Source organism: Sphingomonas sp. Leaf231, from assembly GCF_001421995.1.
Classification (GTDB): domain Bacteria; phylum Pseudomonadota; class Alphaproteobacteria; order Sphingomonadales; family Sphingomonadaceae; genus Sphingomonas.
On sequence record NZ_LMLS01000001.1, the window covers coordinates 858,972 to 882,905 of the forward strand.

At 68.7% G+C, this 23,934-nt stretch carries 27 protein-coding genes; 15 read left to right on the plus strand and 12 right to left on the minus strand.

From position 1 onward, the window contains the following. Window positions 1-24: 24 nt before the first annotated feature. The gene (gene gatB, locus ASE95_RS04100) at window positions 25-1,482 is read right to left on the minus strand and encodes an Asp-tRNA(Asn)/Glu-tRNA(Gln) amidotransferase subunit GatB (protein WP_056631761.1); all 1,458 of its coding nucleotides are present in this window, start codon (window positions 1,480-1,482) and stop codon (window positions 25-27) included. A gap of 130 nt (window positions 1,483-1,612) precedes the next feature. On the opposite strand from gatB, the gene ASE95_RS04105 reads away from it, so the two are divergent. After that, window positions 1,613-2,659, plus strand: a complete 1,047-nt coding sequence (locus tag ASE95_RS04105) for a glycosyltransferase 61 family protein (RefSeq protein ID WP_056631764.1) — start codon at window positions 1,613-1,615, stop codon at window positions 2,657-2,659. An 86-nt stretch (window positions 2,660-2,745) separates the two neighbouring features. On the opposite strand, the gene gatA is transcribed toward ASE95_RS04105, so the two are convergent. Together gatA and gatC are read right to left on the minus strand one after the other, a co-directional pair. Further along, the gene (gatA, locus tag ASE95_RS04110) at window positions 2,746-4,230 is read right to left on the minus strand and encodes an Asp-tRNA(Asn)/Glu-tRNA(Gln) amidotransferase subunit GatA (RefSeq protein WP_056631768.1); all 1,485 of its coding nucleotides are present in this window, start codon (window positions 4,228-4,230) and stop codon (window positions 2,746-2,748) included. Beyond that, window positions 4,230-4,517, minus strand: a complete 288-nt coding sequence (gatC, locus tag ASE95_RS04115) for an Asp-tRNA(Asn)/Glu-tRNA(Gln) amidotransferase subunit GatC (protein ID WP_056631771.1) — start codon at window positions 4,515-4,517, stop codon at window positions 4,230-4,232. The genes gatA and gatC overlap by 1 nt, the downstream gene beginning before the upstream one ends. 139 nt (window positions 4,518-4,656) lie before the next feature. Between gatC and ASE95_RS04120 the strand changes: the two genes are divergently transcribed. Genes ASE95_RS04120 through ASE95_RS04140 form a run of 5 tightly spaced genes read left to right on the plus strand, consistent with a single transcriptional unit; the run spans window position 4,657 to window position 8,840 of the window. Then, window positions 4,657-5,757 carry a DUF3089 domain-containing protein gene (locus tag ASE95_RS04120; RefSeq protein ID WP_056633168.1) on the plus strand — a complete coding sequence of 367 codons (1,101 nt, stop codon included), beginning with the start codon at window positions 4,657-4,659 and terminating at the stop codon, window positions 5,755-5,757. Then, a complete protein-coding gene (gene ruvX, locus ASE95_RS04125; RefSeq protein ID WP_082449518.1) occupies window positions 5,754-6,260 on the plus strand; it encodes a Holliday junction resolvase RuvX in 507 nt (168 codons plus the stop codon). The genes ASE95_RS04120 and ruvX overlap by 4 nt, the downstream gene beginning before the upstream one ends. 45 nt (window positions 6,261-6,305) lie before the next feature. Then, a complete protein-coding gene (locus ASE95_RS04130) occupies window positions 6,306-6,590 on the plus strand; it encodes a DUF1294 domain-containing protein (RefSeq protein ID WP_200918735.1) in 285 nt (94 codons plus the stop codon). Between the two features lie 43 nt (window positions 6,591-6,633). Next, a complete protein-coding gene (locus tag ASE95_RS04135; protein ID WP_056631774.1) occupies window positions 6,634-7,623 on the plus strand; it encodes an aspartate carbamoyltransferase catalytic subunit in 990 nt (329 codons plus the stop codon). Beyond that, entirely contained in the window at window positions 7,620-8,840 is a 1,221-nt protein-coding gene (locus tag ASE95_RS04140) for a dihydroorotase (protein ID WP_056631777.1), read from the plus strand. Before ASE95_RS04135 ends, ASE95_RS04140 begins: the two co-directional genes overlap by 4 nt. A gap of 3 nt (window positions 8,841-8,843) precedes the next feature. Here the strand turns inward: ASE95_RS04140 and ASE95_RS04145 are convergent, their stop codons facing one another. The 3 genes from ASE95_RS04145 to serB form a co-directional block, all read right to left on the minus strand. Continuing rightward, complete coding sequence (locus ASE95_RS04145; RefSeq protein ID WP_056631780.1) at window positions 8,844-9,692, minus strand: tetratricopeptide repeat protein; 849 nt, start codon at window positions 9,690-9,692, stop codon at window positions 8,844-8,846. Continuing rightward, window positions 9,692-10,408, minus strand: a complete 717-nt coding sequence (locus ASE95_RS04150) for a ParA family protein (RefSeq protein ID WP_056631783.1) — start codon at window positions 10,406-10,408, stop codon at window positions 9,692-9,694. The genes ASE95_RS04145 and ASE95_RS04150 overlap by 1 nt, the downstream gene beginning before the upstream one ends. Before the next feature lie 79 nt (window positions 10,409-10,487). Then, window positions 10,488-11,369 (minus strand): phosphoserine phosphatase SerB, encoded by an 882-nt coding sequence (serB, locus tag ASE95_RS04155; protein ID WP_056631786.1) that lies wholly within the window; start codon window positions 11,367-11,369, stop codon window positions 10,488-10,490. On the opposite strand from serB, the gene miaA reads away from it, so the two are divergent. From miaA to ASE95_RS04185, 6 genes are all read left to right on the plus strand, one after another. Then, window positions 11,368-12,282: a tRNA (adenosine(37)-N6)-dimethylallyltransferase MiaA gene (gene miaA / locus ASE95_RS04160; RefSeq protein WP_056631788.1), complete on the plus strand. Its 915-nt coding sequence runs from the start codon at window positions 11,368-11,370 to the stop codon at window positions 12,280-12,282. The genes serB and miaA overlap by 2 nt on opposite strands. A 78-nt stretch (window positions 12,283-12,360) precedes the next feature. Next, window positions 12,361-14,136, plus strand: a complete 1,776-nt coding sequence (gene ilvB / locus ASE95_RS04165; protein WP_056631791.1) for a biosynthetic-type acetolactate synthase large subunit — start codon at window positions 12,361-12,363, stop codon at window positions 14,134-14,136. 139 nt (window positions 14,137-14,275) lie between these two features. Beyond that, window positions 14,276-14,791, plus strand: coding sequence for an acetolactate synthase small subunit (gene ilvN, locus ASE95_RS04170; RefSeq protein WP_056631794.1), 516 nt, complete (start codon window positions 14,276-14,278; stop codon window positions 14,789-14,791). 120 nt (window positions 14,792-14,911) lie between these two features. Beyond that, entirely contained in the window at window positions 14,912-15,931 is a 1,020-nt protein-coding gene (gene ilvC, locus ASE95_RS04175; protein WP_056631798.1) for a ketol-acid reductoisomerase, read from the plus strand. A 328-nt stretch (window positions 15,932-16,259) separates the two neighbouring features. Continuing rightward, on the plus strand, window positions 16,260-16,982 hold the full coding sequence (locus ASE95_RS04180; protein ID WP_056631801.1) for a hypothetical protein: 723 nt from the start codon (window positions 16,260-16,262) through the stop codon (window positions 16,980-16,982). 94 nt (window positions 16,983-17,076) lie between these two features. Then, a complete protein-coding gene (locus tag ASE95_RS04185; RefSeq protein WP_056631803.1) occupies window positions 17,077-17,694 on the plus strand; it encodes a YceI family protein in 618 nt (205 codons plus the stop codon). 65 nt (window positions 17,695-17,759) lie between these two features. Here the strand turns inward: ASE95_RS04185 and ASE95_RS04190 are convergent, their stop codons facing one another. Both ASE95_RS04190 and ASE95_RS04195 read right to left on the minus strand, forming a co-directional pair. Further along, on the minus strand, window positions 17,760-18,122 hold the full coding sequence (locus tag ASE95_RS04190; RefSeq protein WP_056631806.1) for a hypothetical protein: 363 nt from the start codon (window positions 18,120-18,122) through the stop codon (window positions 17,760-17,762). Between the two features lie 65 nt (window positions 18,123-18,187). Then, window positions 18,188-18,577: a BLUF domain-containing protein gene (locus ASE95_RS04195; protein WP_056631809.1), complete on the minus strand. Its 390-nt coding sequence runs from the start codon at window positions 18,575-18,577 to the stop codon at window positions 18,188-18,190. A 244-nt stretch (window positions 18,578-18,821) separates the two neighbouring features. Between ASE95_RS04195 and leuA the strand changes: the two genes are divergently transcribed. Both leuA and ASE95_RS04205 read left to right on the plus strand, forming a co-directional pair. Beyond that, the gene (leuA, locus tag ASE95_RS04200) at window positions 18,822-20,480 is read left to right on the plus strand and encodes a 2-isopropylmalate synthase (protein WP_056631812.1); all 1,659 of its coding nucleotides are present in this window, start codon (window positions 18,822-18,824) and stop codon (window positions 20,478-20,480) included. Further along, window positions 20,477-21,139 carry an HAD-IA family hydrolase gene (locus ASE95_RS04205; RefSeq protein WP_056631814.1) on the plus strand — a complete coding sequence of 221 codons (663 nt, stop codon included), beginning with the start codon at window positions 20,477-20,479 and terminating at the stop codon, window positions 21,137-21,139. Before leuA ends, ASE95_RS04205 begins: the two co-directional genes overlap by 4 nt. Window positions 21,140-21,158: 19 nt before the next feature. Here ASE95_RS04205 and ASE95_RS04210 read toward each other — a convergent pair whose 3' ends face one another. Genes ASE95_RS04210 through ASE95_RS04220 form a run of 3 tightly spaced genes read right to left on the minus strand, consistent with a single transcriptional unit; the run spans window position 21,159 to window position 22,623 of the window. Beyond that, window positions 21,159-21,584, minus strand: a complete 426-nt coding sequence (locus ASE95_RS04210; RefSeq protein ID WP_056631818.1) for a DUF1178 family protein — start codon at window positions 21,582-21,584, stop codon at window positions 21,159-21,161. 36 nt (window positions 21,585-21,620) lie between these two features. Further along, window positions 21,621-21,878, minus strand: a complete 258-nt coding sequence (gene grxC, locus ASE95_RS04215) for a glutaredoxin 3 (protein ID WP_056631822.1) — start codon at window positions 21,876-21,878, stop codon at window positions 21,621-21,623. Window positions 21,879-21,909: 31 nt separating this feature from the next. Then, entirely contained in the window at window positions 21,910-22,623 is a 714-nt protein-coding gene (locus ASE95_RS04220; RefSeq protein ID WP_082449521.1) for a ComF family protein, read from the minus strand. Window positions 22,624-22,673: 50 nt separating this feature from the next. Here ASE95_RS04220 and ASE95_RS04225 point away from each other — a divergent pair, with 50 nt between their 5' ends. Continuing rightward, entirely contained in the window at window positions 22,674-23,513 is an 840-nt protein-coding gene (locus ASE95_RS04225; protein ID WP_056631827.1) for a class I SAM-dependent methyltransferase, read from the plus strand. Between the two features lie 3 nt (window positions 23,514-23,516). On the opposite strand, the gene ASE95_RS04230 is transcribed toward ASE95_RS04225, so the two are convergent. Further along, entirely contained in the window at window positions 23,517-23,903 is a 387-nt protein-coding gene (locus tag ASE95_RS04230; protein ID WP_056633178.1) for a response regulator, read from the minus strand. Window positions 23,904-23,934: the final 31 nt, after the last annotated feature.

A 23,934-nucleotide genomic window follows, 5' to 3' on the forward strand; every position in this document is an offset into this window, starting at 1 on the left:
GGCTGCGCCCCCGTTATGGGTCAATCAGCCGAGCGCCTTCTTCAGCAGGTCATTTACTACCGCCGGATTGGCCTTGCCGCCCATCGCCTTCATCGTCTGACCGACGAAGAAGCCGAACAGCGTCACCTTGCCGCCGCGATATTGCTCGAGCTGGCCGGGATTTCTGGCCAGCACGTCGGCGATCACCGCCTCGATCGCGCCGGTGTCGCTGGTCTGTTTCAGCCCGCGTTCCTCGACGATCTTGCCCGGCGCGTCGCCGGTTTCCAGCATCGCCTCGAACACCTGCTTGGCGAGGCTGCCGCTGAGCGTGCCGTCAGCGACCAGCGCCAGCAATTCGGCGGCCTGTCCCGGAGTCACCGGGCTGTCGACGATCTGCTTGCCGAGCCGGTTAAGCGCGCCGAACAGCTCGCTGGTCACCCAGTTCGCCGCCGCCACCGGCTTGGCCCCCGCCTCCAGCAAGGCATCGAACCAGCGCGCGCTTTCGACCTCGGCGGTCAGCACATCGGCATTGTAGGGCGTGATCCCCAGCCCCTCGTAACGGGCGCGCTTGGCATCGGGCAGCTCGGGCAACGAGGCGCGGCAATCGGCGAGGAAATCATCGTCGAGTTCGAGCGGCAACAGATCGGGATCGGGGAAGTAGCGATAATCGTGCGCATCTTCCTTCGAGCGCATCGACCGCGTCGTGCCGCTGTCCGGGTTGAACAGCCGTGTTTCCTGCACGATCGCGCCGCCGGCCTCCAGCACCTCGACCTGCCGGGCCGCCTCATGCTCGATCGCCGCCATCACGAAGCGCACCGAATTGACGTTCTTGGTCTCGGTCCGCATCCCCAGCGGCTCACCGGCCCGCCGCACGCTGACGTTGACGTCGGCGCGCATCGAGCCTTCTTCCATGTTGCCGTCGCAGCTGCCGACATAGCGCAGGATCGCCCGCAGCTTGCGCAGGTACGCGCCCGCCTCGGCCGGCGAACTCAGATCGGGGCGGCTGACGATCTCCATCAGCGCCACGCCCGAGCGATTCAGGTCGACATAGGAGCGGGTCGGATGCTGATCGTGCATCAGCTTGCCGGCGTCCTGTTCGACGTGGATGCGCTCCACACCGATCGTCTTGGCCGTGCCGTCCACCTCGATCTCGACGCTGCCCTCTCCGACCAGCGGATGGTACAGCTGCGAAATCTGATAGCCTTGCGGCAGATCGGCGTAGAAATAGTTCTTGCGATCGAACCGCGACCATTTGTTGATCTGCGCGTCGATCGCCATGCCGGTGCGCACCGCCTGGCGGATGCATTCCCGATTGGGCACAGGCAGCATGCCCGGCATCGCGGCGTCGACCAGCGATACCTGCGAGTTCGGTTCGGCGCCGAAGGTGGTGGCCGCGCCGGAGAACAGCTTGGCGTTGCTGGTCACCTGGGCATGGACCTCCAGCCCGATGACGACTTCCCAGTCGCCGGTGTCACCCTTGATACGATACGCGTTGGCGGTCACCTGTTCCGGTCCTCCTGTTCGACCGCCGCTCTAGTCAGCGGGCCGCGCGCTGGCAACGGGATGGTTCCGGCTTGACTTGGGAGAGTCCGTCCGGTCCATCCGCGTTCCACAGCCACGGGGGACCGCCACGATGTTCAGCCTTCGCCCGATCACGGCGCGCGTCATGCAGCGCCTGTCCGCCGACGGCTTCTGGCGCGGCGCGGAGACGGTGGAGTGCGACGCGGCGGGACGCGTCGAGCGCGCGCCACCGCTGTTCCTGCCTGGCGAGCTGGAGCGGATCGTGGCGCATTACCCCGGCGTGTCGCCGCGTGACGACCTCGACCGCCTGCTCCACCACGACCGCGTCGAACCGGCAACGGAGGCGCGAATCGTGCGCGATGTCGTGATCGCGGACGGCACGCTGATGCGGCGTGGCGGCGTGACCGTGCTGCGCTCCGATCGCAAGCGCGCTGTGCTGCGCGGGACGATCGCCACGGTGAACGAGGCGATGCTGTGCACCGACTGGGTCATCGAACGATATTTCGGACATTGGGTGGCCGATGGCTGGTCGCGCGAGCAACTGGCGATCGACCGCGGGATCGTGCCCGGCGTGCTCGATCCGCAGCGTTTCGGACACGGCGGGGGCTATCGCACGCTGATCGGCTTACCCGCCGTCGCGCTGGCGGACACATTGGTGCGCCGGTTATGGATGGTCGACGATCGCGGCTACAATCCGGGGCGGATGGCGCGGTATCGCCGCGTGCGGGCGCGGCTGCGCGCGGCGGTGCGCGGCGGAGGCCCGGCGCGCGTCTTCATCCGGCGCGGTGCGCAAGCCGCAGGACGCCAGTTGCTGAACGAGGAGGCGATCATCGCGGCGCTGGCAGCGCGCGGGTTCGCGATCGTCGCGCCGGAGGAGGAAACAGCGGAGCAAATCGCGGCGACGCTGCGCGATGCGCGGATCGTCGTGGGCGTCGAGGGATCGGCGCTGGCGCACGCCAATGCGGTGCTGGGCGACGGCGCGTGCGTGTTCGCGATCCAGTCGCCGACGTCGTTCAACTCGATCCACCGGCTGGCGACCGCCGACGCCGGCCTGCGGTTCGCGTTCGCAGTCGGCGAACCGGGCGTGGCGGAGGGCTTCACCATGCCGGTCGAGCGCCTGTCGGAAGCGATCGACATGGTGGAGGAAGTGCTCCGCTAAGACCCTGCTTCTGCCGTAACCCGACCCAATCCGGCGTGTCCGGGAGGGGGCCGTTCGAGCCCCCCCCCCCCTTTTGATCTAGCGCGTCACCACCAGCGTGGCGGGCGGGCGGTGAAGCCGGCACGTTCCTCGATCGCAAGGGCGGCATTCAGCACGCCTTGTTCGTCGAGCGGTCGCCCGATGATCTGCAGGCCCAGCGGCAGCCCGGCGGCGTCCAGCCCGCCCGGCACGCTCATCGCGGGCAGCCCGGCAAGGCTCGATGGCACGGTGAACACGTCGTTGAGGTACATCGCCAGCGGATCGGACGACTTCTCGCCCAGCGCGAACGCCGCCGACGGCGCGGTGGGGGTGAGCAGGACGTCGCAGGTCTCCCACGCACGCTCGAAATCGCGCGCGATCAACGCGCGGACCTTCTGCGCCTGCGTGTAATAGGCGTCGTAGAAGCCGGCGGAGAGGACGTACGTGCCGATCAGGATGCGGCGCTTCACCTCGTCGCCGAAGCCCGCCGCCCGCGTCTGCGCGTACATCTCCTGAAGGTTCGCGCCATCGGGCAGGTCGCGCAGGCCATAACGCACGCCGTCGTAGCGCGCGAGGTTGGACGACGCCTCGGCAGGGGCGATGATGTAATAGGCGGGCAGCGCGTATTTGGTGTGCGGCAGCGATACGTCGACGATCTCCGCGCCGGCATCCTTCAGCCACGCCACGCCCTGCTGCCACAGCGCCTCGATCTCGGCGGGCATACCCTCGACCCGATATTCCTTCGGGATGCCGACGCGCTTGCCCTTGAGCGAGGCGTTCAGCTGCGCCTCCCACTGCGGCACGGGCAGATCGAGCGAGGTCGCGTCCTTCGCATCGAAGCCGGCCATCGCCTCCAGCATGATCGCGCAGTCGCGAACGTCGTGCGCCATCGACCCGGCCTGGTCGAGCGACGACGCGAAGGCGATCGTGCCCCAGCGCGAGCAGCGGCCGTAGGTGGGCTTGATCCCCGAAATGCCGACGAACGCGGCGGGCTGACGGATCGAACCGCCGGTGTCGGTGCCGGTCGCGCCGGGCGCGATCCGCGCCGCGACCGCCGCGGACGAACCGCCCGAAGAACCGCCGGGCGCCAGTGGCGCATCGCCACCGTCGCTGCGCCGCCACGGGCTGACGACATTGCCGAAGTGGCTGGTTTCGTTCGACGAACCCATCGCGAACTGGTCCATGTTGAGCTTGCCCAACATGCCCGCGCCCGCGTTCCACAGGTTCTGCGATACGGTCGATTCGTATTCGGGGGTGAAGCCTTCGAGGATGTGGCTTGCCGCGGTGGTCGCCACGCCCTTCGTGCAGAACAGGTCCTTCATGCCGATCGGCACGCCGGCGAGCGGGCCAAGCTGCTCGCCCGCGGCCCGCGCCTTGTCGGCGGCCTCGGCGGCGGCGAGCGCGTGGTCGGGCGTCTCGACGAGGAAGGCATTCAGCGGGCGAGCGGCGACGACGGCCGCATTGAACGCGCCGGCCACGTCGCGGGCGGAGAAGTCGCCATCGCGGACGCCGTTGCGGATCGCGGCGATGCCCAGATCGGTGAGTTCGGTCATTATTCGATCACCTTGGGCACGGAGAAGAAGCCATGTTCGGCCTGTGGCGCATTGGCCAGCACGGCGGGACGAATGCCGCCGTCGGTGACGACGTCGTCGCGCAGCCGCAGGTGGTTGGGAATGACCGCGGTCATCGGTGCGACCCCGGCGGTGTCGACCTCCCCCAGTTGCTCGATCCAGTCGAGGATGTTGCCGAGTTCGGGCGCGAGCCGGGCGGCTTCGTCGTCGGTGATGGCGATGCGGGCGAGGCCGGCGATACGCCTGACGGTTGCAGTGTCAACGGACATGTCCGTGCCGCTACCATCCGACGGGGCGATGTTGCAACACGCGTCGCGCGGCGCGGTTGCACGATCCGCAACGATCGGGCACCAGCCTTGCGGTTGCCGGCGCAGCGATCTTGCTGCACCGCACAATGGTGACACGCTCTTGGCCCGCAAATTCCTCTATGTCGTCGTCGCACTGATCGTGCTCGCGACCGCGGCTGCCTTCGCCTACCGGCTGTGGGGCGTGGAAATGATGCGCATGGCGATGGTGCCGGGCGAATCGTTCCGCGATCAGCAGCGGGTGACCGCCGGGGAATACGCGCAGGACAAGATGTGGCTGGCGCGCCCCGCGCTCGCCGGCAATCCGGCGCTGTGGACGCCGCCGGGTTACGCGCCGCGCAAGACGCCCGGCGGCGCGGCGGTGTTCTTCATCCACCCGACATCGTACCTCAGCCGTGCGCACTGGAATGCGCCGTTGACCGACGACGAGGCGAACAACCGCGCCGCGCTGTTCCTGCGCGGACAGGCCAGCGCATTCAACGAAGCGGGCGAGATCTGGGCGCCGCGTTACCGGCAGGCAACGTTCGGCGCGTTCCTGACCGACCAGCGCGCCGCCGAGCAGGCGCTGGCGCTCGCTTACGGCGACGTGCTGGCGGCGTTCGAGGCGTTTCTGGCCGAAGCCGGGCCGACGCGGCCGATCATCCTGGCCGGGCACAGCCAGGGCGCGCTGCACCTCACCCGCCTGCTGAAAGACCGGGTGGCGGGAACGCCGCTGACCAGGCGGATCGTCGCGGCCTATGTCGTGGGATGGCCGGTGTCGGTGACCAACGACCTGCCCGCGCTCGGCCTGCCGGCGTGCACGCGCGCCGACCAGCGCGGCTGCATATTGGCGTGGCAGACGTTCGCCGAGCCGGCCGATCCGTCGCTGATCCTCGACCAATACGACCGCTCGACCGGGTTCGACGGCACATCGCGGCGCGGCACCGCCATGCTGTGCACCAATCCGCTGACCGGCACGCCGAACGCCGCCGCGCCGCCCTCCGCAAACCTGGGCACGCTGTTCCCGAACGCCGCGATGGACGAGGCGCGGATCGAGGCGGGGCGGATCGGCGCGCGATGCGGCGGGCGCGGCATGTTGCTGATCGGATCGCCGCCGGACGTCGGGCCATATGCGCTGCCCGGCAACAACTTCCACGTCTATGACTATAGCCTGTTCTGGGCGAACGTCCGTGCCGACGCGGCGCGGCGGCTGGCGGCCCGATGAGTGAGGGTCCGGTGACCGCCGGTTCATCGCCCACCGCCGTGATCCACGCCACCGCCGCGGCATTTCGGGCCGCGTTGCCCGATGGCGGGCGTTTGCTGGGGCTGGATGTGGGCACGAAGACCGTCGGCACCGCATTGTGCGATGCCGGATGGAGCTTCGCCAGCCCGGCGCAGCTGATCCGGCGGACCAAGTTCACCCTCGACAAGGCAGCGCTGCTGTCGCTGTCGCAGGCGCAGCACGTTCGGGGCTGGGTGATCGGCCTGCCGCTGAACCTGAACGGCAGCGAAGGCCCGCGCAGCCAGTCGACGCGGGCATTCGCTCGCAATTGCCGCGACATCGGGGTGCCGATCCTGCTGTGGGACGAACGCTGGTCGACCGTCGCTGCCGAGCGCGCGCTGATCGAACAGGATTTCAGCCGCGCCAAGCGGGCCGAGCGGATCGACAACCATGCCGCGGCGCACATCCTGCAAGCCGCGATCGACGCGCTGGTGGCGGTTTCCTGACGATCGTCGTTTATGCGCACCGCGTTCAGGCCGCGGAAATCCCTTATGGTGCCTGACGCCTTGTCGTTCGTCGCAACGGCGGTTCTGGCGATCAACCTGCTGACGATCCTTTGCTTCGCCACCGACAAGCGCGCCGCCGAGCGCGGCGAGCGGCGCATCCGCGAATCGACGTTGCTGTGGCTGGCGGCAATCGGCGGCAGCCCGGCCGCTTTCTGGGCACGCCGGCTCTTTCGCCACAAGGCGCGCAAACAGCCGTTCTCGCTGCGCCTTCAACTGATCGCCGTGATGCAGGCCGGCATCGCGCTCGGTCTGGCGTCGTTGCGCTTCTGACCGGCTTGCACCGTCCCTGCCCCGCCACTAGGCAGCGGCTTTGATGATGCAGTCGGACCACCGCCCCGCCACCCTGATCCCCGGAGGCGCGGTGTTTCCGCATCGCCACCTGACCGGGATCGAGGGACTCGAACCGCACGAGATCACCTTCCTGCTCGACGAAGCGGATGCGTGGGTGGAGGCGAACCGGACGCGCGCCACGCCCGACAAGCGACTGGCCGGCTTCACGCAGATCAACGCCTTTTTCGAGAACAGCACCCGCACGCTGCTGAGCTTCGAGATCGCCGGCAAACGACTGGGCGCGGACGTGGTCAACATGCACGCCGCACAGTCGAGCGTGAAGAAGGGCGAGACGCTGATCGACACCGCGATGACGCTGAACGCGATGCGCGCAGACGTGATCGTGATCCGGCATATGTCGAGCGGCGCGGTGCGGCTGATCGCGGACAAGGTCGACTGCCCGGTGCTGAACGCGGGCGACGGGCGGCACGAACATCCGACACAGGCGCTGCTGGATGCGCTGACCATCCGGCGGCGGCTGGGCGGCATCGCCAACAAGCGCGTGGTGATTTGCGGCGACCTGCTCCACAGCCGCGTCGCGCGTTCGAACATCCTGGCGCTGACCGCGCTGGCCGCGGAGGTGCGGGTGTGTGCGCCCTCCACGTTGATGCCGCCCGCGATCGAGCGGTTCGGGGTCACTGCGTTCACCGACTTCGACCGTGCGCTGGACGGGGCCGACGTGGTGATGATGCTACGGCTTCAGACCGAGCGGATGGCGGGCGGCTATGTCCCATCGAGCCGCGAATATCACTTGCGCTACGGATTGACGCTGGAACGGCTGAACACGCGCGCGCCGGGGGCGCTGGTGATGCACCCCGGCCCGATGAACCGCGGGGTGGAGATCGATTCGGCGGTGGCCGATCACGTCGAGCAATCCGCGATCACCGAGCAGGTGGAGATGGGCGTGGCGGTGCGAATGGCGTGTCTGGACGTGCTGACCCGCCGATCGCGCCATGTGGAGGGCTGGGCATGACACAGGCACTGCACCTGACCAACGCGCGGATCGTGTGCCCCGATGGTGGCGAGCGTCGTGGCGACTTGCTGATCGTCGATGGCACGATCGCCACCGGCGAGGCGCCGGGTGATGCCGAACGTGTCGACTGCCGCGGCAAGTTGCTGGCGCCCGGCATCATCGACGTCGGCGTGGCACGGATCGATCGTGCCGCGGCGCGAGCAGGCGGCATCGTGCGCGTTGCGCCGATGCCGGATCAAACGCCGGTACTCGACGAACCCGGCGCCGTGCAGCGGCTGGCGTTGATCGGGCGGCCTGATTTGTGGATCCACCCGATCGCCGCGGCCACGGTCGGTTCGAAGGGGGAGGATCTGGCCGAGATGGCGATCTGCCTGTCGGCCGGGGCACGCGCGGTCGGCACCGGGCGCGGGTGGATCGCCGACAGCGGCGTGATGCACCGCGTGCTGAGCTATGCGCGCGACCTGGAGGTGGTGGTGGTCAGCCATGCCGAGGACGGCGGGCTGGCGGCGGGCGCGGTGGCGACCGAGGGCGAGACGGCGACGCGACTCGGCCTGCCCGCGGCCCCTGCGCTGGCCGAGGCGCTGGCGATCGCGCGCGACCTGATGCTGGCGGAGGAAACCGGCGCGCGGCTTCACCTGCGGTGCGTCACCACCGCCGCGGGGTTCGCGCTGGTTCGTGCGGCAAAGGCGCGCGGGGTACGCGTCACCTGTGGGATCACCCCGGCATATCTGTTGCTGAGCGACAATGCGATGAGCGACTTTCGCACATTCGCGCATCTCTCCCCGCCGCTGCGCAGCGAGGACGATCGCAAGGCGGCGCTCGCGGCATTGACCGACGGGACGATCGACCTGCTGTGTTCGGGCCACGACCCGCGCGGCCCGGAGGAAAAGCGGCTGCCGTTCGCCGACGCCAGTGCGGGGGGAGCCGACGCGGCGACGCTGTTGCCGCTCGCGCTAGGGCTGGTGCGCGACGAACGCATCACGCTGCCACGGCTGTTCGCACTGCTGTCGCGTGGACCGGCGGCGTTGCTGGGGCTGGACGCGGGCACGCTGGCGACCGGCATGCCCGGCGACGTCATCCTGATCGACGATCAGGCACCGTGGCAGATCGATGCCGACCGGCTGCCGGGCAAGGCGGGCAACACACCGTTCGACGGCCTCCCGGTGCAAGGCAAGGTGATCGCGATGTGGAAAGGCGGCCGCGCGATCGCGGGCTGAGCGTCAGCGCGTCCGATGCGGCGGACCGGCACCGGCGAGGGCGGCGGTGACCGTCGCTTCGTCCGCAGGGCCGGGCATGTAACGGTCGAGGCCGTCGTCCGCGGCGACGGAGGCAGGCACAGCATGCAGCGCCAGCGCGGCCGGCTGACCGGGGTCGACCGCCGGCGCGATCTTCAGCAAGGCGGCGACCTGATCCGCCGTTCCCTGCGGACGGGCGAAGCGCATCCAGTCGAGGATCCGCTGACGCGCCGCCGCCGGAGGAAGATCGAGCCCGACCATGAAGAACGCGTCCGGCCATTCACCGGACAGCGCGAGTGCCAGCGCCAGATTTTGCCGGGTGCGGGCGTCGGCGCCGGGCACGCGCATCGCCGCCATCAACACCTCCACCCCCTGTTGCGGCGCGCCGGCCAACGCCAGTGCCAGCCCGCGATCGGCGGCGGGGATCATCCCTTCGTAGCGCGTGAGCGTCGCCACGGCCGCGTCGTCCTGCCCGGTGGCTATCTGCGTCAGCGCGAGGTTGAGGGCAGTGCGCGCGTCGGCCTGTCGCAGCGCCAGCGTGTCCGCGAACGCCTGCGCCGCCGAGGCGAAGCGTCCGGCGCGCAGATAGGCGGTGGCCAGCAACGCACGCGCGTCTCCATCCGCGCCGTCGCGGGCCACCGCATGCTCGGCATGGGTGATCGCCACGGTCCAACGCCGCTGCCGCAGTGCGCGCTTCGCCGCTTCGACGTCTTCGGCGCGGGTGGACGCGAGCGCGCCGCGCCGCCCGCCCGGATCGAGGTGCAGGATCGCGCACCCGGTCAGCGCCATCGCCAGCATCAGCGCCATGCCGGCGCGCACGGTGTTGCGGACCATCAGACCGGCACCCGGCGGCCGAAGCTGTGCGCTGGCGACCTTACCGCGCCATAGCCGCCACCCGGCACCCCCGCAGCGAAGACGGTGCGGCGAAAGTTCTTTTCCAGCCGATCGGAGACATAGGCCCAGAGCGCGGCGACCTCGGCCGCCGCGCGGCCAGCGGGTTCCGCCTCCATTACCGTGCGTCCATCGGTCATCGACGCGGCGTAGTCGGTGCGCTGGTGGATGATGACCGGGGCGACCGTGCCATGCTGCGACAGCGCCACGGCGGTTTCGGCGGTGATCGGGGCATAAGGCGTAGCGGCGTTCATCACGAATAGCAGCGGCTTGCCCGACCGCTCGCAGAGTTCGACCGTGGCCCCCACCGCGTGCAGGTCGAGGGGGCTGGGCCGCGTCGGTACGATGATGAGTTCGGCGACGTGGATCACCGCCTGGATCGCGACGGTCAACGCGGGCGGCGTATCGATCACCGCAAGCCGCGCGCCCTGTTCCCGGACAGCTTCGAGATCGGCGACGAGGCGCGGCACGCCGGTCGCCACGAACGCCGGATTTCCCTCACCCCGCGCTGCGGCCCAGTCGACCAACGTTCCCTGCGGATCGATGTCGAGCAACACCACTGGTCCGGCACCGGCGTGCTGTGCCTGCACCGCCAGATGCCCGGCGAGTGTCGTCTTTCCCGACCCGCCCTTCTGCGATGCGACCGCCAGTACGCGCATATCGGCTGTCGATGCCCCCGTTTAATCCGTCCCGATGCTTTGGCACGCAGACGGTGGAGGAAGCGTTAACGACGCATATTCAACAAGTTCGCCATTCGGCGCGCGGCACGCCCTGCGCCCATAGCAACGCGGTGAGATCGCCATGCTCGATCCGCGCGCCCGCGGCGGCGGCGACGATCGGCTTGGCGCGATAGGCAACGCCCAGCCCGGCAATCTCGATCATCGCCAGATCGTTGGCTCCGTCGCCCACCGCCAGCGTCGCAGTATCCGGCAAGCCCAGCGCGTCACGGGTCTCGATCAGCGTGGCGCGCTTCGTCGCTGCTCCCACGATCGGGCGGGCGACGGTGCCCGACAGCGCGTCACCGTCGATTTCCAGCACGTTGGCGATCGCGCGGTCGAAGCCGATCTCCGCCGCGACCGGATTGGCGAAGCGGCTGAAGCCGCCCGAGACGAGCACGGCCGTCGCGCCCCAGCCCCGCATCGTCCGTACCAAGGCGACGGCGCCGGGCATCAACGTGACCCGCTCGCGAAGGCATGCGTCGATCACATCGGCGTCCAGCCCCCTGAGCAGCGCGACGCGCGCATCCAGCGCCGCCTCGAAATCGAGTTCGCCGCGCATCGCAGCCTCGGTGATCGCGGCGATCTTCGGCTTGAGGCCGGCATAACCGGCGAGTTCGTCGATGCATTCGACGGTGATCATCGTCGAATCCATGTCGGCGACCAGCAGCATCTTGCGACGCTCCGCTGCCGGTTGGACGACCAGGTCGACGCCGTCGAAGGCTCCTTCCAGCGTGGCGCGTGCATCGACCGGCGCGCGTTCGAACCGCCAGTCCGCCGCGTCGCCTTCGTCGATCCACGCGAGCGTCGTGGGGACGCAGCCGGCCGCCGCCAGCCGATCACGCGCGTCGGCCATGATGTTGGGCGTCAGCCGCCCTGCTGCTATCAGCGTCGCCGTGAACATGCCCACCCCCGAGAAACCAAAGCTGGCGCTCATCGCAGGGCCGACCGCCAGCGGCAAGAGCGCGCTGGCGATCGAACTGGCCGAGCGGATCGGCGGCGTGGTCGTCAACGCCGATGCCAGCCAGGTGTATCGCGACCTGCGTATTTTGTCGGCGCGGCCCACGCATGAGGATGAGGCGCGCGTGCCGCACCGGTTGTTCGGCCATGTCGACGGCGCGAAGGCGTGTTCGGCAGCAAGTTGGGCGGCGGATGCGGCGGCCGAGGTACGGCGCGCGCACGCCGCAGGCCGGGTGCCGGTGCTGGTCGGCGGAACCGGGTTGTACCTGCGCACCTTGCTGGACGGAATCGCGCCCGTGCCGGAGATCGACGCCGACATCCGCGCGTCGGTGCGCGCGCTGCCCGTTGCCCAAGCCCATGCGGCGCTCGCCCGCGCGGACCCCGCCGCCGCCGCACGGCTGGCGGCACGCGACACGACGCGCGTGGCGCGCGCACTGGAGGTGGTGCGGGCGACCGGGCGCACGCTGGCGGCGTGGCAGGCGGAGCGCTCCGGCGGCATCGGCGACACCGTAACGGTGCGCGGCGTCGTCCTGCTGCCCGACCGTGATGCGCTGTTCGCACGTTGCGATGCGCGGCTCGCGGCGATGTTCGACGACGGCGGCATGGAGGAGGTCGCCGCGCTGCTCGCACGCGAGGACGTTCCCGGCGACGCGCCGGTGCGGCGCGCCATCGGCGTGTCCGAGATCGCCGCGCTGCTCGCGGGCGTGGTCGATCGCGACACGGCGCTGTCCGCGGCGCAGCAAGCGACCCGCCGCTATGCCAAACGGCAATATACGTGGTTTCGCCACCAGATACCGAGCGACTGGCTCCGCTGCACCGCAACCACTTCGCAATTTTATTTCACTGAAACGTGTTGACCCGCAATTTTATATGCCGTAGCGCGCCGCCATCCGCCGGGCTAAGGACGTTCGGCATTTTCAACGAGGAGACGTGACGTGACCGAGAAGAGCGGAGCAGACATCCTGGTCGAGGCGCTGTGCGATCTCGGCGTGGAGGTCGTGTTCGGCTACCCGGGCGGTGCCGTCCTGCCGATCTATGACGCCCTGTTCCGCAACTCCGTGGAAAATGGCGGGCGAATTAAGCACATCCTGGTGCGTCACGAACAGGCCGCGACCCATGCCGCGGAGGGTTATGCCCGTTCGACCGGCAAGCCCGGCGTCGTGCTGGTCACCTCCGGCCCCGGCGCGACCAACGCGGTCACGGGGATCACCGACGCGCTGCTCGATTCGATCCCGATGGTGGTTATCACCGGACAGGTGCCAACCGCGCTGATCGGATCGGATGCGTTCCAGGAAGCGGACACCGTCGGCATCACGCGTCACTGTTCCAAGCACAATTACCTGGTGAAGGATCCCGCGCGCCTCGGCCCGGTGATCCACGAGGCATTCCACATCGCCACGTCCGGCCGTCCCGGTCCAGTCGTGGTCGACATCCCCAAGGACGTGCAGGTCGCGACCGCGCGCTATGCCAAGCCCGGCCCGATCCAGCACAAGACGTATCGCCCGCAGCTGAAGGCCGATCGCGGCGCGATCGAGCAGGTCGTCGACATGCTGGCCGCTGCCGAGCGTCCGGTGCTGTACACCGGTGGCGGCATCATCAATTCCGGGCCGGCGGCGTCGCAGCTGTTGTGCGAACTGGCGCGGATCACCGGTGCGCCGGTCACCTCGACGCTGATGGGACTGGGCGCCTATCCCGCGAGCGGGCCGCTATGGCTGGGCATGCTGGGCATGCACGGCACGTTCGAGGCGAACATGGCGATGAACCAGGCCGATCTGGTCGTCGCGATCGGATCGCGGTTCGACGACCGGGTGACCGGACGGCTCGATGCCTTTTCGCCGAACAGCCGCAAGGTGCACATCGACATCGACCGGTCGAGCATCAACAAGACGGTGCGCATCGATCTGGCGATCGTCGCCGACGCCGGCCACGCCATGGAAGACATGGTGCGCGTGTGGAAGGCGCGCCAGCATCCCAAGCCCGACACGACCGAGTGGCAGCGCCGGATCGAAGGCTGGCGCGCGGTGAAGTGCCTCGACTTTCCGGAGACCGGGCCGAACGAGAACAACGGCGAGATCATGCCGCAGCGCGCCGTACGCGCGCTGTTCGACGCCACGCACCATCGCCAGCCGATCATCACGACCGAGGTCGGCCAGCACCAGATGTGGGCGGCGCAGCATTTCGGTTTCGAGCTGCCGAACAAGTGGCTGACCAGCGGCGGGCTGGGCACGATGGGTTATGGCCTGCCCGCGGCGATCGGCGCGCAGCTGGGCAATCCGAACGCGCTGGTCATCGACATCGCGGGCGAAGCGTCGATCCAGATGAATATCCAGGAGCTGGCGACGGCGACGCAATATCGGCTGCCGGTCAAGGTGTTCATCCTGAACAACGAATATATGGGTATGGTCCGCCAGTGGCAGGAGCTGACCTATGAGAGTCGCTATGCCGAAAGCTACTCGGATTCGCTGCCCGATTTCGTGAAGCTGGCCGAAGCCTATGGCTGGAAGGGTATCCGCATCGAGCGGCCCGACCAGCTGGAAGCGGGAATCGCCGACATGCTGGCGCACGACGGGCCGGTGATGGTCGATTGCATGGTGGCGAAACTGGCCAATTGCTTCCCGATGATCCCGAGCGGCGCGGCGCATACCGACATGATCCTGCAGGCCAACGAAGTCAGCGGCACCATGGACGACGAGGCCAAGGCGCTGGTCTGACCCACCTTCCCTCCCTTTCGGGAGGGGCCGGTGGAGGCGGAACGCTTGTAATCCGGCGCCCTGTGCGCCGGACGCTCCGCGCACCCCCGGACGACACCCACCCCGACCCCTCCCATGTGGGAGGGAGTGAGGAACGTAAGTGCACATCCGCGAAGAGAAAGCCGAACGCCACACGCTGGCGGTGATCGTCGACAACGAACCGGGCATCCTTGCCCGCATCGCCGGGCTGTTCACCGCGCGCGGCTATAATATCGAGAGCCTGACCGTCAGCGAGATCACCACCGACAAGGCGGTCAGCCGGATCACGATCGTGACCAGCGCCAGCCCGGCGACGCTGGAGCAGATCGTCGCGCAGCTCGACCGGCTGGTGCCGGTCCATCGCGTCCACGACCTGACCGCCGAGGGCGACCATGTCGAGCGCGAGCTGGCGCTGGTGAAGGTGCGCGGCACCGGCGACCAGCGGATCGAGGCGCTGCGGCTGGCCGAGGTCTACCGCGCCCGCGTGGTCGACGCGACCACCAGCAGCTTCGTCTTCGAAGTGACCGGCGGCTCGGCGAAGCTCGACAAGTTCGTCGAGTTGATGGCCGAGGTCGGCCTGATCGAGGTCGCACGCACCGGCATCGTCGCCATCGCCCGCGGGCGCGAGGCGGCCTGAGTCAACCACCACCATGTCGCCCTGGCGCAGGCCGGGGCCCTTCGGCGGGACGCAAGGTGCCTGCCGCACGGGCTGCCCGCCTCGACCGGTGCGACGGACATTGCGAAAGGGAATGAGTATATGAAGGTCTATTACGATCGCGACGCCGACCTGAACCTGATCACGTCGAAGAAGATCGCCATCGTCGGCTATGGCTCGCAGGGCCACGCCCATGCGCAGAACCTGCGTGATTCGGGCGTGAACGAGATCGCCGTCGCGCTGCGCGAGGGATCGGCGACCGCGAAGAAGGCGCAGGACGCGGGCTTCAAGGTGATGTCGGCCGCCGAGGCGGCGGCATGGGCCGACATCCTGATGATCCTGGCTCCCGACGAGCATCAGGCTGCGATCTACGAGAACGACATCAAGGGCCGGTTGAAGCCGGGCAGCGCGCTGGCGTTCGCGCATGGCCTGAACGTCCACTTCGGATTGATCGAGCCGCCGGCGGACATCGACGTCATCATGATCGCGCCCAAGGGCCCCGGCCACACCGTGCGCAGCGAATACGTCCGCGGTGGCGGCGTCCCGTGCCTGATCGCGATCCAGCAGGACGCCAGCGGCAACGCGCACGACGTTGCGCTCGCCTATGCCAGCGGCGTCGGCGGCGGTCGTTCGGGGATCATCGAGACCAACTTCAAGGAAGAGTGCGAGACCGACCTGTTCGGCGAGCAGGCGGTGCTGTGCGGCGGCGTGACCCACCTGATCCAGGCCGGGTTCGAAACGCTGGTCGAGGCCGGCTACGCCCCTGAAATGGCGTATTTCGAGTGCCTGCACGAAACCAAGCTGATCGTCGACCTGCTGTACGAGGGCGGGATCGCGAACATGCGCTACTCGATTTCGAACACCGCCGAATATGGCGACATCGTCACCGGCCCGCGGATCATCACGGACGAGACGAAGAAGGAGATGAAGCGCGTGCTGGCCGACATCCAGTCGGGCCGGTTCGTGAAGAACTTCGTCCTCGACAACCGTGCCGGCCAGCCCGAGTTGAAGGCGGCGCGCAAGGCGGCGGCGGCGCACCAGATCGAGAAGACCGGTGCCGAACTGCGCGCGATGATGCCGTGGATCGGCGCGAACAAGCTGGTGGACAAGGACAAGAACTAACCAAAGAGCGGCAGTCGTCAGCGAAGCTGGCGGCTGCCTCGCACAAGCCCGGCCGGCCCGGCGAAGCCGGCCCTTCGAATACGGCTTCGCCGGGTTGGACGGGCCGGTACGGCGTGATGCTCGACCGCGATGTCGGGTGCATGTCGATGGCATCGCGCACCGCGTCGCGACCATCCCCGCGCCCCTCCCCGCGCCGGTCGACATGGCCGCTTCGTCACCCCAAAGCCGATTGCCGCCCTCACCCCGCTGCTGTAATCGCCCGCCCATGCGGACGGCGACGTACCGAGCTTCGTCGTACCGGACCCGTCGTGATGCGGGCAGTCGCGTCGTGTCCACGCTATTGGCGCTCGGCATCGCCGCGGCGATCATCCTCGCTTTGTTGACGATGGGCGGCGTAGTGCGCGGCGACTTCGGCGACGGCCGCCGACTGACCACGTTCGATGTCCGCAACGAAGGCGCGCAGCAGCAGAAATCCGCGACCCGACAGGCCGAGCGACAGCGCGCCACCCCCGAACGCAGCGAGATCACGCCGCCGCGTGTCACGGCCGAGCGCCCGACGCCGGTGCCGCCGCTGCCCGAGCAGCCGCTGCACCTGCCCGGAGTGATGATCCTCAACAAGGCGGATTACGCCGCATCCGACATCGGCACGATCCGCGGCACCGCTGGACCGCCGGCGACCGGCAAGGGCAGCGAGGGACGCGGCGACGATACGCAAACCGTCGGGCTGGGTCCGGGCGGCGAGCCGCTTTATGCCGCGGAATGGTATCGCCGCCCGTCACGTGCGGAAACCGAGCCATATATGCCGCGCGGCAAGACCGGGTGGGGCGTGGTGGCATGCCGCACCGCGCCGCGCTTCCATGTCGAGGATTGCCGCGAACTGGGCGAATCGCCGGGGTCCGGGATCGGGCGCGCGCTCCGTCAGGCGGCGTGGCAGTTCCTGGTGCGCCCACCGCGCAAGCGCGGCACCGATATGATCGGCGTATGGGTGCGGATCCGTTTCGACATCACCCCGCGGGGCGGACCGGACGAAGCCACCGACGACAATGGCTGACCGCGCGGACGCGAAATGATCCGTTTCGCGCACAGTGTCTTCGCAGCGACGCGGATTTGTGGTGCAACGCAGATCACAACAGGAGATCAACACCATGCGCCCCATCCTCGCCGCCGTCATCGCTGCAACGCTCGCCGTTCCCGCAGTCGCGCAGCTGGCCACCACCCCGCAGCAGCCCGGCCAGCCCGCGGCGTCGCGCGTTACCGCCGGCACCTATCAGGTCGATGCCGCACACACGCAGGTGACGTGGGAAGTCAACCACATGGGCTTTTCGATGCTGCAGGGGCAGTTCGGGGCGCAGGGCGGGTCGATCACCATCGATCCCAAGAAGCCCGCCGCCACCAAGGTCGACGTGACCTTCGCGATCGACGAGCTGTCCGTCACCTCGCAGCAGTTCGCCAAGCACCTGAAGTCGGGTGAGTTCTTCGACGCCGCCGCCAATCCGACCGCACGGTTCGTCTCCACTTCGGTAACGCCGCGGGGCGCGACCCGGGCGACGCTGAACGGCAACCTGACGATCAAGGGCGTGACGAAGCCGGTGGCGCTGGACGTCACCTTCGTCGGCGCAGGCACCAACCCGATGAGCAAGAAGGCGAATCTGGGCTTCACCGGCACCGGCACGATCAAGCGTAGCGACTTCGGCCTCGGCTATGCCGCCCCGGTCGTCTCCGACACCGTGAAGCTGACCGTGCAGGCGGCCTTCACCGCCTGATCCGCCGGCTGCGACACGATCCGGCACCGGGCATCGGCCCGTGCGGGATCGTGTCGCCACCCGCGTCAGTCACCCAGCGTATAGGCGGTGGTGAATTTGCCGTCCTTGCGGTTGCCGATGCTCCAGATCATCGCCCTTCCACCGGCGTAATTGACGGCATAGGTTTCCACCCGCGCGTCACCCTCCTGCTCGGCCCTGACGAAGGAGACCCGCTCGACCGTGCCCTGCGCCGCGAGCGCCGGCTTCATCGCGGGCATCTGATCGCGGCACGCGGACAGCAGCGGCTCCGCCATCACCTCCGCAGGGCAGCGCCCCTCCGCCGCCTGCGTGACGATCAGGCGCAGCGCCGCGCCGTATTGGCCCTGCTCCGCAGCCTGCGCCGACCCCGCGGCGAGCACCGCCACCACCACCAACATGACCTTGCGCATCCGGTCCCCCCTGTTTTGACAAGGAGGTATCGGCGCGATCCTTGATACTCGCAAGCGCCGTCGCCTCAGGCGGCCCGGCGTAGCTGGACGAAGCCGTCGAAGGTGGCGCGCACGCCCGGCGCCGCACCGGCGATCAGCGACCGCACGTGGCGGACGAAAGCATCGCCATCGTCGCCCGCCACACGTTCCGCCATCGACCACTCGCCGAACTCGCGTACGGCGACATCGCGCGACGACAGCATCACGACTGCACGATGACGGGGATCGGCCTCGATCCGCTTCATCGCCTGCTCCACCGCCGTCGCCTCGCCTTCCAGCGCCTGGAGGAATCGCCGACCATCGGCATAGAGGAGCCCGGTCAGACCGTCGCGGGCGTTGTTGCGGCGGGATGCGGCCAGAATCGGGGCAGTGTCGGCCATGCCGACGGCGGAGCTGATGTAAACGACCTGCAGCATGGAAACTCCGGGAATTGCCAGCCCACATGACCGACTAAAGGTTTCATTTTGCTCAATTTAACGATGCGGCTGGACACAAGGCTGCGCCGCGCGCTACGAATCGGCCCGATGACGCGCCAACCGGCCCTGCTTCTGCGACTTACGCGCCCTTAGGCGCGCACTTGCCGACGCGTGCATCGCACGCGCGACGCGCCTAAGGGCTGTTCCGATCTTCCCTTACCGGTCCTGCCGAAGAGAGCCCGTCATGCTGCGCGACCCGTCCGCCAAATACCGCCCGTTCCCCGCCATCGACCTGCCCGATCGCCGCTGGCCGTCGCGGACGATCGCCGCTGCGCCGCGCTGGCTGTCGACCGACCTGCGCGACGGCAACCAGGCACTGATCGATCCGATGGACGCCGAGAAGAAGACGCGCTTCTTCGACTTGCTGGTCAAGGTCGGGCTGAAGGAGATCGAAGTCGGCTTCCCCAGCGCCGGCGCGACCGAATTCGACTTCATCAGCGGTTTGGTGCGCAAAGGCCGCGTACCCGACGATGTCGCGATTCAGGTGCTGACCCAGTCGCGCCGCGACCTGATCGTGCGCAGCTTCGAAAGCCTGGAGGGTGCGAAGACGGCGATCGTCCACCTCTACAACGCGGTAAGCCCGGCGTGGCGCAAGATCGTGTTCGGGATGACGCGCGAGGAGGTGAAGGCCATCGCGATCGAGGGAGCCAAGGTGCTGCGCGACGAAGCGGCCAGGCGCCCGGACACGCGCTGGCAGTTCGAATATTCGCCGGAAACCTTCTCGACGGCCGAACTGGACTTCTCCGTGGAGGTCTGTGCGGCGGTGATGGACGTGCTGCGCCCCACCGCCGACGCGCCGATCATCTTCAACCTGCCCGCGACGGTCGAGTGCGCGACGCCCAACGTCTACGCCGACCAGATCGAATGGTTCGGACGCAACATTCCCGACCGGGACGCGGTAGTGATCTCCCTGCACACCCATAACGATCGCGGCACCGGCGTGGCGGCGGCGGAACTGGGGTTGATGGCGGGCGCCGACCGCGTCGAGGGCTGCCTGCTCGGCAATGGCGAGCGCACCGGCAATTGCGACCTCGTGACGGTCGCGCTCAACATGTACACGCAGGGCATCGATCCCAGGCTGGACCTGTCGAACATCGACGAAATCGTAAAGACCGTCGAATATGCCACGCGCATTCCGGTGCACCCCCGCACCCCCTATGCCGGCGATCTGGTGTTCACCGCCTTTTCGGGCAGTCATCAGGACGCGATCAGGAAGGGGTTCGCGGCGCAATCGGCCCGCAACGACGATTATTGGGAAGTCCCGTACCTGCCGATCGATCCCGCCGACCTTGGCCGCAGCTACGAGGCGGTCATCCGCGTCAATTCGCAGAGCGGCAAGGGCGGCGTGGCGTGGGTGCTTGAGCAGGACAAGGGGCTGAAGCTGCCCAAGCGGATGCAGGCCGACTTCAGCCGCCACGTCCAGGCGCTGGCCGACGAAAGCAGCCGCGAGTTGAACGCCGCCGACATCTGGGGTGCCTTCGAACAGGCGTATCTGCCCGGCGATCGCGACCGCTTCGTCCTTCGCGACTATGAAGAGAGCGGCGCGTCGGGCGAGCGCGTGTTCGTCGGCCGGGTGGCGATCGACGGTGAAGAACGATCGCTGTCGGGGCGGGGCAACGGGCTGATCTCCGGCGTGATCGCGGCGCTGGCCGACAGCACCGGGCCGGCGCTGGACGTCGCAGATTACACCGAACATGCCATCGGGCATGGCGCGGGCGCGCAGGCGGTAGCGTATCTCGAATGCCGCACCGGCGACGGGCGGACGGTGTGGGGCGTCGGCATCGACAGCGACATCGCCACCGCCAGCGTCCGCGCGGTGCTGTCCGCGGCGAACCGCGCATGACCCGTCGCTATGCCGCCTTCCTGTTCGACATGGACGGGACGCTCATCAACAGCATTCCCTCGGCGATCCGCGCATGGACGAACTGGGCCGAGCGCCACGGCATCGACGTCCCCGAGTTGATGGCGGTGATGCACGGCGTGCGGGCGATCGAGACGATCCGCCGCTTCGCGCCACCCGGCGTCGATCCGCAGGCGGAGTTCGAGGCGCTGTTGCAGGCCGAGATCGACGATGTCGCGGATGTCGCCGAGATCGCGGGCGCGACGGCGTTCGTGGCTGCGCTGCCGCCGGAGCGGTGGGCGATCGTCACCTCCGCACCACGCTCGCTGGCCGAGGTGCGACTGCGTGCCGCGGGGATGACGCCGCCCGCCGTGATGGTCACCGCCGATGACGTCGAGCGCGGCAAGCCCGCTCCCGATTGCTTCCTGCTGGCTGCCGAGCGGCTGGGCGTGTCGGCCGCGGATTGTCTGGTTTGGGAAGATGCCCCGGCGGGGATCGCGGCCGCCGAGGCGGCGGGGGCCGACGTGATGGTCATTACCGCCACCCATCATGCCCGGATGGAAACGCGCCACGGGACGACGGTGGATTATGCGACGCTGACGATCGCGGAAGCAGAGGACGGCAGCCTGCTGCTGAATGGTACAGCCGTCCCGCAGGCATGACGGGCCGGCACGGCGGCGTTCAGTTGACCGTTTCGGGTGGCGCGATCGGCAATGGCAACGGTGCGATCGACACGCCTTCCTCCACCAGTTGGCGCGCCTCCGCCATGCTGGCCTGACCATGGATCGGTGCGGTGGCCGTATCGCCGGCGTGCATCGCCCGCGCCTGCTCGGCGAAGTCGCGGCCGACCCACCGGGAACCCGACAGCGCGCGGGCCTGCGCCTCCGCGACCATCGCCAGCAACGCCTTGGCCTGGGCGGGAGCGGCGCCGCGATTGCCCTTCGCCGCAACGTTCGGGGCCATCAGCGCCTTCTCGATTTCCGCCACCCCACAGATGGGGCAGCTCAGCAGCCCGCGTGCCTTCTGATCCTCGAAAGCCGTCGACGACGCGAACCATGATTCGAAGACATGTCCGTCCGGCACGCAGCGTAGGTCGAAGACGATCATCGCAACAGGACGGTCCGCCCGATCAGGGCCGCCACGTCACCGACCGAGCATCGCGTCGAGCTTCCCTGCGCGTTCCAGCGCGGCGAGATCGTCCGACCCGCCGACGTGCGCGCCGTCGATGAAGATCTGCGGCACGGTGGTGCGCCCGCCCGCGCGCTCGATCATCTCGCCACGCCGGGAGGTGTCCATGCCGATATCCGTCTCCTCCACCGCAACGCCCTTGGACGACAACAGCTTCATTGCGCGGGCGCAATACGGGCAGAACGCCTTGGTGTAGATTTCAACCTTTGCCATGTTACCTAGGTGTGATCGCGACGCTGCGGTGTCAATCTTCGTCGGTGACGATCACCCGCGCCCATGCCAGAATCGTCACCGATGCCGCGCCCGCGTCGAGCAACATCCGGACGCAGGCATCCGCCGTCGCCCCGCTGGTGAACACGTCGTCGACCAGCACCAGCGCACGACCGCGCACAACGCTTCGTCCGGCGGCGGTCACCCGGAATGCGCCAGCGACCGTCGCGCGACGCTCACGCGGGGATCGGTCGCGCAGCGGCGGGGTGGCGCGATGCCGCTCCATCGCACGGAGGTCGACGGGCACGGCCGAGAGGCGCGACAAGGCGGTCGCGATCAGCGCCGCCTGATTATAGCCGCGCCACCACAGTCGATGGCGGTGAAGCGGCACCGGCACCAGCAGGGACGCGTCAGGCGGTACGTGACGCGCCATCAGTCGGGCCGCCGTATCCGCATAAGCGGTGCGGCCCGCATATTTCAGCCGCAGCGCGACGGTGCGTGCCACCGGACCATAGGCCACCGCCGCGCGGACCCCGGCGTGCGCGGGCGGATCGGCCAGGCAGACGACACAGCGCGCCTCTGCACCGCGATCATGCGCGAAGGGCACGTTACACGCGGCGCACCACGGTGGCCCGAGAAAGCGCAGGCCCGACCAGCAATCGGCGCAGAAACGCCCCTGCCCGGCCACAGTGCCGCCACAGCCCGGGCATCGCGGCGGCAGGACGAGATCGATCAGGCGGGACAGCACGCACGGACTTGTGACGCGCGGTGCGAACGGGCACAAGCGGATGCAGGATCATGCAGCCACCCGACATCTTCGATCGCACCGCGCGCCGCGCGCGCCGGGACCGCGCCGTCGCCGATTACGCCGCGCACGATTTCCTGCGCTCCGCGATGCTGGAAGGCATCGCCGACCGGCTGGACGCGGTGAAGCGCGACTTTGCCGACGTGCTGGATGTGGGATGCTTCGATGGCGGGTTCGTACCGCCGCCCGGCACGCGCGTCGCGCGGCTCGACGCGGGGTTCGGCTTCGCGCGCGCCGCCGGCGGAGTGCAGGGCGACGAGGATCGCCTGCCGTTCGCGGACGCCAGTTTCGACCTGGTGGTGGCGGCCGGCACGCTGGACAGCGTCAGCGACCTGCCCGGCGCGCTGACGCTGATCCGCCGTACGCTGCGCCCGGACGGACTGTTTCTCGGGGCATTCGTCGGCGGCACCAGCCTGTCGACCCTGCGCGCGGTGTTGCGCGACGCGGAGGGTGATCGCCCGGTCGCACGTCTCCACCCGCAAATCGACTTGCGTTCGGCGGGCGACCTGCTGGTCCGCGCCGGGCTGACGCTGCCGGTCGCCGATGTCGAGACGCTGACGGTTCGCTATGGCTCGTTCGGCCGGTTGCTCGACGACTTGCGTGGCATGGCGGCGGGTAACGTGCTGGCGTCGCGCCACGCGCTGCGACGTGACGTTCTGGCGCGTGCGGCGGCCGCGTTCGCCGCGCGCGCCGCACCGGACGGGCGCACCGCCGAACGGTTCGACATCGTCTTCCTGACCGGCTGGTCGCCATCGCCGGACCAGCCCAAGCCGGCGAAACGCGGGAGTGCCAGCACGTCGCTGGCGGCGGCGCTGCGGCCGCCGGGCGCCTGATCGTCAGAGCAGTTCGGCGTCGCCGTCCCTGGCCAGCAACCGGCCCATCGCATCGAACAATTCGTCCATTGCCACAGGCTTGAAGATCACATCGTCGGCCCCGCCCGCCAGGCAGCGTTCGCGCAGGTCGACCGCGGTGTCCGCGGTCACGACGATGATCGGCATCCGCGCCTTTGCATCGGTGCGCGCGCGGATGTGGCCGATCGCCGTCATGCCATCCATGCCCGGCATCCGAAGATCGACCAGCGCGATGTCGAAATCATGGGCATCGATCAGCGCGAGGCCGATCTCCGCACTTTCCGCCTCCACCATTTCCGCGCCGGCGACATGCAGCATGTCACGAACAACGCGGCGATTCATCCTGTCGTCCTCGATGAACAATGCCGTCATCGTCGCCATCTCCGGACCCTTCCCTGCGCGG